Annotated in this window: 10 protein-coding genes; 8 read left to right on the plus strand and 2 right to left on the minus strand. The window is 39.6% G+C overall.

Annotation, left to right across the window (positions count from 1 at the left end):
- Positions 1-14: 14 nt before the first annotated feature.
- The 6 genes from ftsA (at position 15) to ligA (ending at position 9,121) form a co-directional block, all read left to right on the plus strand.
- A complete protein-coding gene (gene ftsA / locus QJV27_RS05100) occupies positions 15-1,394 on the plus strand; it encodes a cell division protein FtsA (protein ID WP_281447889.1) in 1,380 nt (459 codons plus the stop codon).
- Positions 1,395-1,473: 79 nt separating this feature from the next.
- Positions 1,474-3,000, plus strand: coding sequence for a cell division protein FtsZ (gene ftsZ / locus QJV27_RS05105; protein ID WP_281447890.1), 1,527 nt, complete (start codon positions 1,474-1,476; stop codon positions 2,998-3,000).
- Between the two features lie 194 nt (positions 3,001-3,194).
- Positions 3,195-4,208: a UDP-3-O-acyl-N-acetylglucosamine deacetylase gene (lpxC, locus tag QJV27_RS05110; RefSeq protein ID WP_281447891.1), complete on the plus strand. Its 1,014-nt coding sequence runs from the start codon at positions 3,195-3,197 to the stop codon at positions 4,206-4,208.
- A 139-nt stretch (positions 4,209-4,347) separates the two neighbouring features.
- Positions 4,348-5,247: an outer membrane protein assembly factor BamD gene (locus tag QJV27_RS05115; protein ID WP_281447892.1), complete on the plus strand. Its 900-nt coding sequence runs from the start codon at positions 4,348-4,350 to the stop codon at positions 5,245-5,247.
- 37 nt (positions 5,248-5,284) lie between these two features.
- The gene (gene recN, locus QJV27_RS05120) at positions 5,285-7,000 is read left to right on the plus strand and encodes a DNA repair protein RecN (protein WP_281447893.1); all 1,716 of its coding nucleotides are present in this window, start codon (positions 5,285-5,287) and stop codon (positions 6,998-7,000) included.
- 6 nt (positions 7,001-7,006) lie between these two features.
- Positions 7,007-9,121: an NAD-dependent DNA ligase LigA gene (ligA, locus tag QJV27_RS05125; protein WP_281447894.1), complete on the plus strand. Its 2,115-nt coding sequence runs from the start codon at positions 7,007-7,009 to the stop codon at positions 9,119-9,121.
- A gap of 13 nt (positions 9,122-9,134) precedes the next feature.
- Here ligA and QJV27_RS05130 read toward each other — a convergent pair whose 3' ends face one another.
- Positions 9,135-10,235 (minus strand): glycosyltransferase, encoded by a 1,101-nt coding sequence (locus QJV27_RS05130; RefSeq protein ID WP_281447895.1) that lies wholly within the window; start codon positions 10,233-10,235, stop codon positions 9,135-9,137.
- Positions 10,236-10,613: 378 nt separating this feature from the next.
- On the opposite strand from QJV27_RS05130, the gene QJV27_RS05135 reads away from it, so the two are divergent.
- Entirely contained in the window at positions 10,614-12,056 is a 1,443-nt protein-coding gene (locus QJV27_RS05135; protein ID WP_281447896.1) for a catalase, read from the plus strand.
- 236 nt (positions 12,057-12,292) lie between these two features.
- On the plus strand, positions 12,293-13,441 hold the full coding sequence (gene yiaY, locus QJV27_RS05140; protein ID WP_408869616.1) for an L-threonine dehydrogenase: 1,149 nt from the start codon (positions 12,293-12,295) through the stop codon (positions 13,439-13,441).
- 310 nt (positions 13,442-13,751) lie between these two features.
- Here the strand turns inward: yiaY and QJV27_RS05145 are convergent, their stop codons facing one another.
- Entirely contained in the window at positions 13,752-16,001 is a 2,250-nt protein-coding gene (locus tag QJV27_RS05145; RefSeq protein ID WP_281447897.1) for a beta-glucosidase, read from the minus strand.
- Positions 16,002-16,078: the final 77 nt, after the last annotated feature.

Consider the following 16,078-nt stretch of genomic DNA (forward strand, 5'->3'; position numbering starts at 1 on the left):
GATAAGATAAAGTCATGAGTCAGTCAATTTCTGGAAACAAGAATAATCAAAAGAAAAATGCGTCTGACCGTGATAGCAAAGCATTGGCACTGACCCAGTCCAGGCAACTTGAAAAAAGTAAGGTTTTCCCCCCCGATGATCTCCCTTCAAAAAAGGATTGGTTGCCTGGTGTTTTCGGGGTTTTGGACATTGGAAGTACTAAAATTACCTGCTTAATTGGCCAAGGAAAACCTAATGGTCAACTAAAAGTTTTAGGTTATGGTTGGCGGCGGTCCCATGGTGTTAAACAAGGTGGAATTGTTAATTTAAAAGCAGCAGAACGCGCCATTCGATCTGCAGTTGGACAAGCAGAAGAAGCAGCAGAGCGCCGACTAAGCAAAATTTATGTTAATCTTTCTGGGGGAAAACCGCAAAGCCAGCTCTATAATGTAGACTGGCCAATTGGTGGTCGTGAAATTAATAATCATGATATTTATCGACTCGTAAATGAAGGCGTATTAAGAGCACAAATCGAAGGCCGTGAAATTATCCATGCACTCCCTTTGGCTTTCGATGTTGATGAAACTTCTGGTGTTGAAGATCCCAGAGGGCATCAGTGTGAAATGTTAAGTACACGCCTGCATATCATTGATACTTCAGCAACAGCTTTACGAAATCTAGCAACCGTATTGATGCGAGCTGAGTTGGAAATAGAGGCCATCATTTCTTCGCCTTTGGCGGCTGGCCTCGCTGTAATGGCGCATGACGAACGTGATTTAGGTGCGACCATTGTCGATATGGGCGGAGGAACAACATCCATTGGTATTTTTGGTGACAACCAATTGTTGTATACATCACAAATTCCTATAGGTGGATCCCATATTACCAGAGATATTGCAGGAATTTTATCCACCTCCATTGATACAGCGGAATGGTTAAAAACGATGTGGGGCAGTGCTGAATACTCATACGATGACGAATATCAGCAACTTCCTATCCAAATGATAGGCGATGACGACTATGAAATTGTGACAAAAATACCACTATCACGAGTTATTTCAATAATTCGTCCAAGAATTGAAGAAACTTTGGAACTAGTTCGTGACCGTCTGGATAATGCAAACGTAGGTAACGCAGCCAATGGCAGGGTAATTTTAACAGGTGGTGCATCTCTGTTGGATGGTTTGGGGCCCCTCGCCGCCCGTATCTTAAATCGTCAAATACGCCTTGGAAAACCTAATAATATCATAGGTTTACCTGATGACAATACAACATCTGCAGCATTCTCTACTGCGGCAGGTCTATTATTTTGGGCAGCAGGAGATGGGCGGACCTTAGCTGATTTAGATTTTTCAGATAAAAAATCCGAAGGGTTTTTAAAAAAGCTTATTGAGTTTATTCGTATACATATATAAATATTTTCTTTGAATTTAACAGCTTTTCTATTGTAATCTAATTTTTAAGATACTGAAGCTATACTGGTTCGAGGATACTATGACACTCAATTTAACAATTCCACAACCGACTTATGCTGATTTTACCCCTCGTATCACAGTAATTGGTGTTGGTGGTGGCGGTACAAATGCTGTCGATAACATGATTCTGTTGCAACTCAAAGGTGTAGAATTTGTTGTTGCCAATACAGATGCACAGCAGCTTATGAAAAGCCGCTCTGACAATCGTATTCAATTAGGACCACACCTAACACAAGGTCTGGGTGCGGGTGCTAAACCAGATATTGGTCGTGCCGCAGCAGAAGAAGCAGCAGACGAGATCGCACGCCACATGGAAAACGTTCACATGGTCTTTATCACCGCAGGAATGGGCGGAGGTACTGGCACTGGTGCTGCCCCTGTAATTGCGCGTATGGCACGCGAACGTGGAATATTAACTGTGGGTGTCGTAACAAAACCTTTCACCTTTGAAGGCGCTAGAAGAGCACGCCTTGCCGAAACTGGTATTGCTGAATTACAACAATTCGTTGATACTTTAATTGTTATTCCCAATCAAAATTTATTCCGAACAGCCACTGAAAACACCACTTGGAAAGATGCTTTCAAGATGGCTGATGAAGTATTATATATGGGTGTTAAAGGGGTTACTGACCTGATGATGTCCCCTGGCTTGGTCAATTTAGACTTTGCAGATATTCGTACAGTTATGGCTGAAATGGGTAAAGCCATGATGGGTACTGGTGAAGTAGAAGGCGAAAACAGAGCCATTCGTGCAGCAGAGTCAGCAATATCGAATCCTTTATTAGAAGACACATCAATGTCTGGGGCTCGTGGTTTGTTGATTAATATTACAGGTGGCGAAGATCTGACATTATTCGAAGTCGATCAAGCAGCGAATCGTATCAGAGAAGAGGTTGCAGAAGATGCAAACATTATCTTCGGTTCTGCTATTGATGAGAATCTAACAGGTAAGATTCGTGTTTCTGTTGTCGCAACTGGCATTGATAGCCCCGTACAATATGAAAAACAACCAACAGCAGCACAACCTGCTGAAAAAGAGGATCATAAGCCAACACACGAAACAGCCCCATCTCCTGAGATTGAAAAAAAAGCCAGCGCGCCAGTCGAAACAACGACTCATAGGCTGCCAGATCCAATAAGTTATCAAGATCCTCGACCAGCAACGACTCAGACTGCGGCGTCAACTGTAGCAACATCTGTATCCGAAACGGCACCCTCTTCTACAAATGATGAGCCTCGTGCCCCTTCTCCAGATGCAATTCCTGAGCGTGTATCTAAAACTTCACCGCGATCTGGTCTGTTTTCAGATCCCCACCATCGCCAAGATGACACTCCTCCTCCGCCATCAAGAAGTTTATTTGGTATTGTAACAGGGGCACTTCGTGGAAATAAAGCAACAGTCCCCACACAAAATGAATATGCCAAAAGTGAACCCTCCATAACGAACGGAGATTCCACTCAACCAAACCACAATAATAGTGATCAGGCTAAATCAGATGAAGAAGGATTGGATATCCCAGCTTTTCTAAGAAGAAAATCTTCATGATTTACCTAAAATAATTAATAAAAAAGCCTCTAATGGTTTTCATTAGAGGCTTTTTTATTAACGTTACGAAATAACAACCGTAACACTATGCAATAAACTTTGACTGGTATTCTCATGAATTACGTCCTAAAAACCAATATATATACTGCTGATATATTTTAGATATTATACACCTATCAATAGGAGAAGAGATTATGGATGGAATACGGGTTAAATCATTATCAAAATCCACCAGTACCTCTCACCACTCAGCAATATATCCACATCCATTTCAGCACACCCATGTATCTCCTGGATATACGATTTCTACTCCTATTAGTTGTTGTGGCATAGGGCTGCATTCTGGGCAATATATTCATCTAAAACTACTACCCGCCCCTGCGGGGACAGGAATTCTATTTCGTAGAACGGATCTGAATAACGCCCCTATTTTAGCACGTTACGATCACGTTATCGATACAACCCTTAGCACTGTTATTGCGTGTCCTAACAATCCCCAAATAAAAATTGCCACCATTGAGCATTTAATGTCTGCTTTGGCTGGTAACCAAATCGACAATATTATCATTGAATGTGATGGGCCTGAATTACCAGTATTAGATGGATCTGCTGCCAAATTTGACCAGTTACTCCAAACTGCAGGTCGTCAAACACTGCTCAGCATTGCTTCAACAATCAAAATACTTGAACCTGTTCGGGTTGAATATAAAGATGCCTTTGCTGAATTAAGACCTTCTGTATATAAAGGATTGTCATTAAGCCTATCTATCGATTTTCCTGCATCTATCATTGGCCAGCAACAATTTAGCATGCAATTAACCCCTCAAAATTTCAAAAAAGAGCTAGCAAACTGTCGTACATTTGCATTTAAAGACGAAATTGATTCCTTGCATAAAATGGGACTGGCAAAAGGGGGAAGTTTGGACAATGCAATTGTTGTTGAAAATAACAGTATTTTAAATCCAAGCGGACTGCGACGCAGGGATGAATTTGTTCGCCACAAGATGCTAGATGCGATTGGTGATTTATCCTTGGTAAACAGCCGTATACAAGGTCATTTCATTGGTCATAAATCAGGCCATACTTTAAATAATATGTTATTACGTAAACTAATGGCTAAAACAGAATGTTGGCGTTATATTAGCCGTAAAACAAAATCTTTTGACAGCATAACTATGATACCAAATTTACAAAAACAAGAGGCTTAAAAACCTCACCTTTTAATTAAAATGTAAATTTGTGTAATTAAAGACTTCAACTTCTTTGACTACATGTTATAAAAATATTTCTTTACTAAAGTATTGGGCCATTTTTAACGAGCAGAAAGTTGTCAAAACTGTGGTTACAGTGAATCAAAAATTACATTCGTATAGGTTACAACATATATCACGCGGCTTTTTTTCTGTTTTAATTGCAGCAAGCTTGGTCGCATGTAGCGGAAGTGATAAAAGCGGTAGCAAATCTAAGCTGGATGATAATTCCGAGCTTAGCTATAAACAAAGCACACCAGAACAGCTCTATAATAATGGTATAGATGCGATTAAGACAAAGCACTATAAACTGGCAACCAAACAGTTTGAAACCTTGCAAGAAAATTTTCCATATTCTGGATATACTGCAAATTCACAATTAATGGAGGGTTACGCTTATTACCTTCAAAATAAATATCCAGAAGCGGCAAAACAGTTAGAAACCTTCTTACAATTACATCCTAATAGCCCAGACGCACCTTATGCGTTTTACTTACGTGCTTTATGCTATTATGAGCGTATTTCTGATGTCTCTCGTGATCAACAAAGTACCATCGAAGCGTTAACCGCCCTAAGTGATGTTGTTAATCGTTTTCCTGGAACCTCTTATGCTCGTGACGCTCAATTAAAAATCGACTTATGTCGTGACCATTTAGCAGGTAAAGAGATGCTAGTAGGTCGTTTTTACGAAGAGCAAAAAAATTACGAAGCTGCCATCACGCGCTTTCAACGTGTTGTTTTGGATTATCAAACCACCAACCATGTGGCTGAGGCCTTGCACAGATTGGTAGAAATTTATCTTAAACTTGGACTGACTGATCAGGCTCGTAAAGCTGCTGCAGTTTTAGGTTATAACTATCCCAACAGTCAATGGTATCGATACAGCTATAACGATTTGAAGAAATATAATTTGGTTTCTGCACAAACTGAAAAACCAACAAGCAAAAAACCTGGTTTCTTTAAACGCATGTGGGGATCTTTTACCTCTCTTTTCTAGAGGATAATATGTTTATATTCTGCATCAGATTGTTTAAATGTTAACACAACTCTCAATACGTAATGTTGTCTTAATAGAAAAGCTCGATTTATTTTTTAATCGTGGATTAACCGTTTTCACAGGCGAAACTGGTGCAGGTAAGTCAATCTTATTGGATAGTTTAGGATTGGCTTTGGGCGAGCGTGCCAGCACCGCCCTTATTCGCAGCGGTGCCAATCAAGCAAGCGTTACAGCCTGCTTTGAAATTCCAGAAAATCACCCCATTTACCATCAACTAAATGAACAAGGGTTAGAAATTTTTGATCCCTCAGAAACAACGTTGGTGATCAGACGAATTATCTCTGCTGATGGACGCTCGCGCGCATATATTAACGATCAACCCGTAAGTCTCAATTTCCTAAAAGAGGTCGCCCAATCCTTGGTCGAAATGCAAGGACAACATGAACAAGTTGGATTGATGGACCAAAGAGGACATATTAAAATCTTAGATAATTTTGGTGTCTCTAGCCTATTGTTACAAGAAACACAAAAAACCTATCATCAATGGATAAAAAAAACAGCAGAACTTGCAGCGTTAAAAGCAACTCTTGAAGCAACCGCCCATGAAGAAGAATGGCTAAGAAACGCTGTTGAAGAGTTGAAAAACTTGGCACCTAAAGGCGAAGAGGAGCTAGAACTAGTACGTCAACGTAAAGAATTACAACAAGATGAACGTCGATTGGAAGCTTTAACATCAGCATTGGCGCAACTATCCCCCCAAGACCGCAGAGCCTTTCAACCAGCACAAACATTATTAAATGCAAGCAAAGCTTTACAAAAATTATTACCTTCTTCCTTAGAAGAAACGTCTTCATCAAACCCAGCAGATCAATCAATTCAAGAAGCGTTAGAAGCAATCATCCGTTCCGAAGAAGCTTTAGCCGAAGCAGAAAGTATTTTGACCCATCTGGTTAATGATATTCAACTAGACCCCCAATCCTTGGATGAAATCGAGGAAAGACTATTCAGCTTACGTGCTGCTAGCCGTAAATATAACGTAGCCGTAGATGAATTAGCGACCTTATTACAAGAATTCGAAACACGTTTACTTAATCTTGATTTAGGTAATCATCAAATCCAAGAACTTGAACAACAAGTAGCGACCTGTAGGCAAGAGTTTGAAGAAGCCGCTGAAAAACTATCTTTGAATCGTCAAAAAGTTGCACATAAACTTCAAACAGCAATTACGAAGGAATTAATACCTTTAAAGCTGGATCGTGCTCAATTCTTCGTATCGATAACGCCTTTATCAAATGAAGCTTGGAATCAAAATGGTAAGGATCAAGTCCAGTTTCTAATTGCCGCCAACCCTGGTGTTCCCCCCGCACCTTTAAACAAAGCAGCATCAGGGGGTGAGTTATCTCGCTTGTTATTGGCATTAAAGGTTGTAATCAGTAATCAATCAACTTTATCGGCTCTCGTATTTGATGAAATCGATTCTGGTGTAGGGGGGGCAACAGCAACCGCCATTGGGGAACGGTTGCATCGTGTTGCCCAAAATATTCAGGTTTTTGTTGTTACCCATAGCCCGCAAGTTGCTGCAAGCGGGGATACGCAGTTAAAAATTATTAAAACCATTGATAATGGGGTTACGCTTACCCATACTAAGGAATTAACATCACAAGAACGCCGCGAAGAAATAGCCCGCATGCTTGCTGGTAATCATGTAACCGATGCGGCCAGGGCCGCAGCAGATAGTTTATTGCATAGATGAAATTCAATGGATCATTTTCAATCGCCTTTTCATTCAATTACCCCTTCTAACCTGACCCCTCCCCAAGCAAAAAAAGAATTAACCGCATTATCCCACTATCTTCGTCAATGTGATGATGCGTATCATAATCAAGATAATCCAGTTATTGACGATGCTACCTATGACCATTTACGCCGTCGATTAAAAGAAATTGAAGAACGTTTTCCAGGATTCATTTTGGCAGGCAGCCCTACACAGACCGTAGGCAGCCAACCCAATACAGCATTGAAAAAAAGAAAACATCTGGTTCCTATGCTTTCCCTAGATAACGTTTTCAATGGGGTGGAATTTCAGGAATTTATTGACCGTATTCAACGCTATCTTGATCTTAAACCTTCTGATATGGAACAACTTTCTTTTGTGGCCGAACCAAAAATTGATGGCTTATCAATTAATCTGACCTATGAACAAGGTATATTAACCCAAGCAAGTACTAGAGGTGATGGCACAACAGGCGAAGACGTTACTGAAAATGTAAAAACAATCGCTGCTTTGCCATTACAACTTGTAGGAAATGTTCCCGAAAAAATTGAAATTCGAGGCGAAGTCTATATCTCGAAAGAAGATTTTCTGACATTAAACGCTGAACAAGAAAAAAATAACAAACGTCTTTTTGCCAACCCAAGAAATGCCGCCGCTGGATCATTACGTCAACTAGACCCCGAAATCACACGGGCTAGACCTTTGTCTTTATTTGTATACGCCCAAGGTTACAGCAGCAACTCGATTGCCTCTACCCATGCACAATTTTTAGAACAATTAAAAATATGGGGATTTAAAGTCAATCCGTTATACAAGGTCGTTAAAAACGCCAAAGAGGCAGAAACATTTCAACAAGAGATGGTCCTTCAACGTTCTGAGCTGTCATATGATATTGATGGGATCGTTTATAAAGTGAATGCCATTCCCTTGCAAGAGCGGTTAGGTTTTATCGGTCGCTCACCGCGTTGGGCAACAGCGTGGAAATTCCCCGCCGAGAAAGCAGTCACACGTCTAAAACATATAGAAATCCAAGTCGGGCGTACGGGGGCCCTAACACCCGTTGCTATTCTTGAACCTATTAATGTTGGTGGTGTTATTGTAACCCGAGCGACACTACATAACGAAGACGAAATTATTAGAAAAGACGTAAGAGAAAATGATTTGGTCGTCTTACAACGTGCTGGGGATGTTATTCCCCAAATTGTGTCTGTTGATCCATCTTGTTTAAAAGAATTACGATCAAAACCCTTTGTTTTTCCAACCCATTGTCCTGTTTGCGGGGCGATTGCTGATAAACCTGAAAACGAGGTTGTAAGACGTTGCACGGGAGGATTAACGTGTAATGCCCAAATCGAAGAACGCCTAATTCACTTTTGTTCTAAAGATGCCTTTGATATCGAAGGAATGGGGAACAAAACCGTCTCTGAATTTTTTAAAGCAGGCCTCATTCATCAACCTTCTGATATTTTTCACCTTAAAAATCATCAACAAACGATTCTGCATACCGAAGGGTGGGCAGAGCTTTCTTTTCAAAATTTGATAAATGCAATCAACGCAAAGAAAACCATCTCATTAGACCGCTTCATCTATGCATTGGGGATTCGTCGTATTGGGATAGCCACCGCCAAACTACTGGCTAAACATTATGGATCCTATCCCTATTGGAGGGAACAAATGATTGCAGCCCAGCAAATCGGTTCAGATGAACGTTTAACCCTGGGATCCATTGAAGGTATTGGCCCTGCCATTGCTAATGAAATAATCGCTTTTTTCAGCGAGGATCACAATATAGAAACACTTGATGACTTAGCTGCAGAATTAACAATTGAAACTGTTGAAACATCACAAGAAGGACGATTGGTTGGTAAAACCCTTGTTTTTACGGGGACTTTGACCTCTATGACGCGTTCTGAGGCCAAAGATATAGCGGAACGATTAGGTGGAAAAGTTACAAGCTCTGTCTCTGCTAAAACAGACTATGTTATCGAAGGGGCTGATGGTGGTAGTAAAGCCCGTAAAGCAAAAGAGCTTAATATCAACTGTTTAAATGAAAATGAATGGCGGGAACTGATCGGATACCCCCCAATCGAAGAAAAGTAAAGCCAAAATCCAATCAAACGAATCGGGGTAGTATTTCACTTTCAATACGATGTAAAATCGCCTGTCCCGCATTTTGAAATGCTTTTTGACTGTATCGAGACTGAATATAGGTCCTGGCATTACTCCCAAATTGTTGGGTTTTTTCTGAATTATTGAAATATTCAATAATAGCTTCACCCAAAGCCTCAGAGGAATGTTGGTTCAGTAATGTACCAATGGGATTATTTCTAACGCAAAACCGCATTTCGCCAACGTCTGTTGAAATAACAGGCAGTCCTGCTGCCAGAGCTTCGTGTAAGGCTATACACATTCCTTCGTAAGTTGAAACTTGTATATATAGTTGCAAGTTCTTTAAATAATCCATGACGTTGGTATAGAACCCAACCAATGCAACGTTGGGTAAATTTAGTTCCTCAATTAGTGATCTTAGTTTAGCTTCCTCTTCCCCTGCTCCTGCGATAGAGAGTTGAATACGCTTGCCGATTTCTGGATATTTTTGATTAATATAATGAATACTTCTGATCATCATATCAAAATTTTTAACAGGATGCAGTCTTCCCATACTACCAATATGAAATATTCCTTGCCCGTTCCATGGCTTGGGATCGGGCAAATGGGTCGGAATCTTGAATAAAGGCCATGTCATAATACGATTGACCGAAACCTTCATGTTATTTTGTAAAAAATCAGCAACCCCATCGGAATCCGCAATCCATAATTGGCTTAACCGTTGTAAAAGACGTACCATAGGACCTGTGTAAGCTGCAAGATTAGCGCTGTGTTTCCAGCTTATTACAGGAATTTTACACAATTTTCCCACAATCTGTCCATCCAATGCACCACGCGATAAAGAGGTCCATAATATATCAGGGGGATCGTTTCTCACAGTTTTTAGTAAATTATACGTTGATTTTAAGCGATGATCCCCATTTAGTGACAATAATTGATAAGGCACATTTCTTTTTTCCAGTAAAGCCGCCGTTTCCATATCCCTAGGTAAACAAGCCAATACCTTGAACGAATGACCCAGACTGGTAAAAAATTCTGCTAAATCGGGAACTACAAATTCTGCCCCTCCTCCTTCTAAACTGCTGATAACATAATAAATTTTCATTAAAAAGCGCCTGATTACGTTGGGGGTTAAGCTATAAACGTCTTGTATAATGCTTAGTCATATCGCCAAAAATTGCAATTTACAATTGATGATCACAAACTTGTAAATAAATCTAAACTCTATTCATCTTTTTATTATTTAGTGAATAGTATCGTAAATATTATGCTCGTGTATACAACCCAAGGTATTTATTTTTATTGTACTGATAATTTTTCTACAAATAACGATAAATTTAATCAAAAATTAAATATGCGATCGTTTTTTTCAATAGTTTATATGAAATCTTTCAACTTGATTAAATGAAACAACACGTTATTGTATTAGAACAGACTAAACAAAATATACCTAACCCTATAAATAAATTAAGGAAATTATGACATGAGTAAAAAAATCTTAACCGGAGCAAACGGTGCACCAGTTGCAGATAATCAAAATGCTCGTACGGCTGGTCCCAGAGGCCCTGTTTTAATTGACGATTTCCATTTAATTGAAAAATTGGCGCATTTTAACCGTGAAAATATCCCTGAACGCCGTGTTCATGCTAAGGGTGCAGCAGCCCATGGGAAATTTGTTGTTACAAAAGATATTACAAAATATAGTTGTGCCAAATTGTTTAGCCAGGTTGGTAAAGAAACACCTATCTTCGCACGATTTTCAACTGTAGGTGGAGAAAGGGGTTCTGCTGATACTGTGCGTGATCCCCGAGGATTTTCATTAAAATTTTATACTGAAGAAGGCAACTGGGATATCGTTGGCAATAACACACCCGTTTTCTTTATCAGAGATTCTATTAAATTTCCTGACTTTATACGCACACAAAAAAGAGATCCCAAAAGCAATCTTAAAGATCCAAATATGATGTGGGATTTTTGGTCTCACTCACCAGAAGCATTACATCAAGTCACAATTTTATTTTCAGACCGTGGCATTCCTGATGGTTTTCGTTTTATGCATGGTTACGGCAGTCATACCTATAGCTTAATTAATAAGGACGGGGTCAGAACATGGGTAAAATGGCATTACAGAACACAACAAGGTATTAAAAATCTTGACCCCCAAAAAGCTGATGAATTGGCAGGAACAAATCCCGATTACGCCACTCAGGATTTATTTGATGCTATTGAAAAAGGCGATTTCCCAAAATGGGGGGTCTATATTCAAATTATGACTGAAGAACAGGCAAAACAATACAAAGAAAATCCGTTTGATGTCACAAAAGTTTGGTCACAAAAAGAATTTCCTTTGCACGAAGTAGGTTATTTCGAGCTAAATCGTAATCCTGAAAATTACTTTGCAGAAGTAGAACAGGCAGCTTTTGCCCCCAGCAATGTTATCCCGGGCACAGGTTTATCACCAGATAAAATGTTACAGGGCCGTGTTTTTGCCTATGCCGATGCGCAACGCTATCGAGTTGGTACCAACTACCAATTGCTGCCAATTAACGCACCTAAATGCCCATATGCTAATTATCAACGTGATGGGGCTATGCGCTTTGACAGTAATGGAGGTGGGTCACTTAATTACGAACCTAATAGTGATGAAACTACCCCGAAGCAAACCAATCTAAGAGAACCTTATTTCCCAGCAGATCTTTCAGGTCCGGCAGGTATATATGATCATCGCGAAGACGGTGATTATTACAGTCAGCCCGCAGCTCTATTTAACTTGATGACCCCTGAGCAAAAGCAGCTCTTAATCGATAATATTGTAGGTTCCATGCAAGATGTAAAAACAGACGTTGTCAAACGCATGATTGAGCATTTTACCAAGATACATCCTGATTATGGTCAAGGCATCGCAAAAGGCTTGAAACTTAAATAAATATACTGTCAAGGAAAGGTTTTATAACATCTTAAGTATAAAACCTTTCTTTATTAGCACCATGCTTTTTATAGTGAAAGCAAAACTTAATCTTACAACTTGTACGAAAAAACTCAATTATTAAATTTTCTTAAATAACGTAAAAATTACCCAAAGTAAGGCGGTTTTATTATATACTTACACGCATATACTAAAAAGTATTTTAAAATTGTATAATAAAAAGGATACCACTCATAATGAGTACAACATTTTTCATTCCTCCCGTTAACGTTATCGGAACAAATGCATTAAGTGATGCTGTCCCTTATATTAAAGGACATGGTTTTAAACATGGATTAATCGTTACTGATTCATTTATGAATAAATCTGGTGCTGCTCAACAAGTCTCTGATTTATTAGCAAAAGCTGGTATTAAAACTTCAGTTTACGACGGCACTAATCCAAACCCGACGGTAACTAACGTAAATGAAGGATTGAAAATTCTTAAACAAAACCAATGTGATTTTGTTATTTCTCTTGGTGGTGGCTCTCCTCATGACTGTGCAAAAGGAATTGCTCTCCTTGCAACAAATGGCGGTGAAATTAAAGATTACGAGGGATTGGATAAACCAACCAAACCTCAATTACCTTTAGTCTCTATCAATACAACAGCAGGTACAGCCAGCGAAATAACCCGCTTCTGTATTATTACCGACGAAGTACGTCATATCAAAATGGCAATCGTTACATCTATGGTGACACCAATTCTTTCTGTTAATGATCCTTCATTAATGGCTGGGATGCCTCCTGGATTGACTGCTGCAACGGGTATGGATGCTTTAACCCATGCTGTAGAGGCTTATGTCTCAACTGCAGCTTCTCCGATTACAGATGCATGTGCGTTAAAAGCGGCAACCTTGATTGCTGAAAACCTACGCACCGCTGTAAAAGATGGTAAAAATATGGTTGCTAGAGAAAATATGGCCTATGCTCAATTATTGGCTGGCATGGCATTTAACAATGCTTCTCTTGGCTATGTTCATGCGATGGCACATCAATTGGGTGGTTTCTATGGACTTCCTCATGGGGTTTGTAATGCTGTCTTGTTACCTCATGTTCAAGAATACAATCTACCTAAATGTGCTGGTCGTCTAAAAGATATTGCCAAAGCCATGGGTGTTGATGTTGATAACATGAATGACGAAGCTGGTGCCAAAGCATGTATCGCTGCTATTCGCTCATTATCAAAAGATGTTAATATTCCAGCAAACTTAACTGAACTTAAGGTAAAAGCTGAGGATATCCCAACACTGGCTACAAACGCATTAAAAGATGCATGTGCAGTAACCAATCCGCGTTCTGGTAATCAAGCAGAAGTGGAAGCTATCTTTAAATCTGCAATGTAATTTGATATCAATTCGTAAAACGCCATATGAAAATATGGCGTTTTTTTTGTTCTAAAATAACGAACTATATAATCTACAACTTATATAAGTTTTATTAAAATTAGAATATCTGGCTAAATAGCTCTGTAAACAAATTCAACAGATATTCAACTCAACGATAAAAGTATGATCCTACCTAAAATTATTCCTACCTTACTGATGCATGAAAATTATTTCAAAGCCAATCACAGCGGTATCAATGGATCCTAAAAAAAAGATTATGACTTTTGACGTCATAATCTTTTTCAATTTATGAAATGGATACTGATAATTAGTCAGGAAGATCAATTTTATCTAAATGCATGGTTGTTTTTAACCCTTCATGGGATAAAGCGTCAGGTCTTACGAAGATCTCATAGTTACCTGGAACAATTTCCCAATCATGCTTTGCAGGCTCGTAATGTGAAAGGCTAGCAGGAAATAATGGAACGTCAAAAGTTTTAGTTTCACCTGCTTTCAAATCAACTTTTCTAAAGCCAAGTAAACGACTTGGGGAACCATCAGGCATTTTACCGTAAACCTGGATAACGTCAGCACCATCTCGATTACCAGTGTTTTTAACCGTTACATTTGCAATCATCGTATGTTTGTCAGAAGTAAAATTCTTAACAATGTTTAATTTCTTATATTTAAAAGTTGTGTAAGATAATCCATAACCAAAGGGGAAAAGAGGGGTTAGTCTTTTTTGCTCATACCACCGATATCCAACATTCGCCCCATCCTCGTTTAAATCTATCGATGAAACAACTTGATTATCAGAAGAATACTGCGGACGTTTTCCTGGATCTGCGTTAATGATTTTTCCAGCACCTTCAATATAAGGATATGGAACCTGACTTAATGCCTTTGGCCACGTTGTGGTCAAACGACCAGACGGGTTAACCCTACCAAATAATATATTAGCAATCGCTGGGCCACCTGCTGTACCTGGGTACCATGCGGCCAATACAGCATCGACATCATGTAACCAAGGCATTTCCACTGGATTGCCTGTCTCAAGCACAACAACAACAGGTTTACCCGTTTTTGCGACGGCCTCAATCGATTTATTTTGGGCGTCAGAAAGCTGTAAATCTGCAGAATCAAAGGCTTCTGCACTCCATTTCGTTGCAAAGACAATGGCCACATCTGATTGCTTTGCTAAATCAACAGCGGCTTGAATATTCTCGCCCGATGCAAAATTCACTCTCGCTTTTGGGGCCAAAGCTTCAATTGCCTTCATCGGAGAAGAAGGAAAGTAAGATATGGGACCAGGCCATGTTTTAGGCCCAGTTTTTGAAATAATATTTCCACCTCTTGCAGTAACTTGAGATGATCCACCCCCAGATAAAACGCCTTTGTCCGCATTACCACCAATAATTGCGATACTTTGAATATTGGGTGATAAAGGCAGTATATTGTGATGGTTTTTCAATAAAACCATTCCGTTTTCTGCAACTTGTTGCGCAACAGCCTCGTGAGCGGCAACATCCTCTGGCTCAAAAGATTTGGTTGCTGGATGATCGTAAAGGCCACTATGGATCATACTATACAGAATTCGATAGGCCATGTTATCCAACCGTCCCTGTGGAACCTCTCCCTTCTTTATAGCAATTTTTAATGGTTTACCAAAATACTCTTTTGCGTCAAATTCAGCAGCAGATTCTTGATCTAATCCTGCATTTGCTGCTGCAACAGTACTGTGGGTAGCCCCCCAATCTGTCAAAATATAACCGCGATATCCCCAAGCCTTTTTAGGTAGTTGTAGTAGATAACTATTTTCACAACTATAAATACCATTAACCTTGTTATAAGCGCACATAATTGCACCAGGCTCGCCCTGTTTTACAGCAATTTCGAAAGCCAATAAATCGGATTCCCTGCCTGCTCGCTCTCCAATTTTCATATCGACTTTCATTCTATTCGTTTCAACAGCATTAAAAGCAAAATGCTTGACTGTTGAAAGAACGTGTTGACTTTGTACCCCTTGAATTTGCGCAGCAGCGATATTTCCAGCTAACAAAGGGTCTTCACCCAAATACTCAAAATTACGGCCATTACGAGGGTCACGAACCAAAACGGTTCCTCCTCCTAATAATACATTAAATCCACGATGAAATGCCTCTTTCCCCATAACCTTGCCTGCTTCATAGGCCAAATCAGGATCAAATGTTCCTGATAAGATTTGCCCACTGGGCATCCCTGTTGCACCATCGTTTGGTCTGACCTGATTGGGATTTGTAACACCCAAGCCTGCGTCAGTAATTTGCTGTGCTGGGATACCCAATCTTGGAATACCAGGGACATATCCAGCAGAACCTAGTGCCCCCTCAGGAATCTTGTGATGTTTAGGACCATTTCCCAGTGCATAGCGACTCATGACTAATTGCAATTTTTCATCTTGCGTCATGGCATTAACAAGTGCTTTGGCACGAACCCCTGGGGGAGATTTAACATCCTTCCATACAGGTTCCATAGCCAATACTGTGCAAGGTAGAGTTGCGAGAATAGAGGTAGTTAAAAAAAATTGTGATAATTTCATAATATATTGCCTATAAAAAATAATACTTAAATACGTTGTTATATGTTAACGCAAATAACTAAAAAATAGTCAATAAT

It is taken from the genome of Commensalibacter oyaizuii (assembly GCF_029953265.1).
Taxonomy (GTDB): Bacteria; Pseudomonadota; Alphaproteobacteria; order Acetobacterales; family Acetobacteraceae; genus Commensalibacter; species Commensalibacter oyaizuii.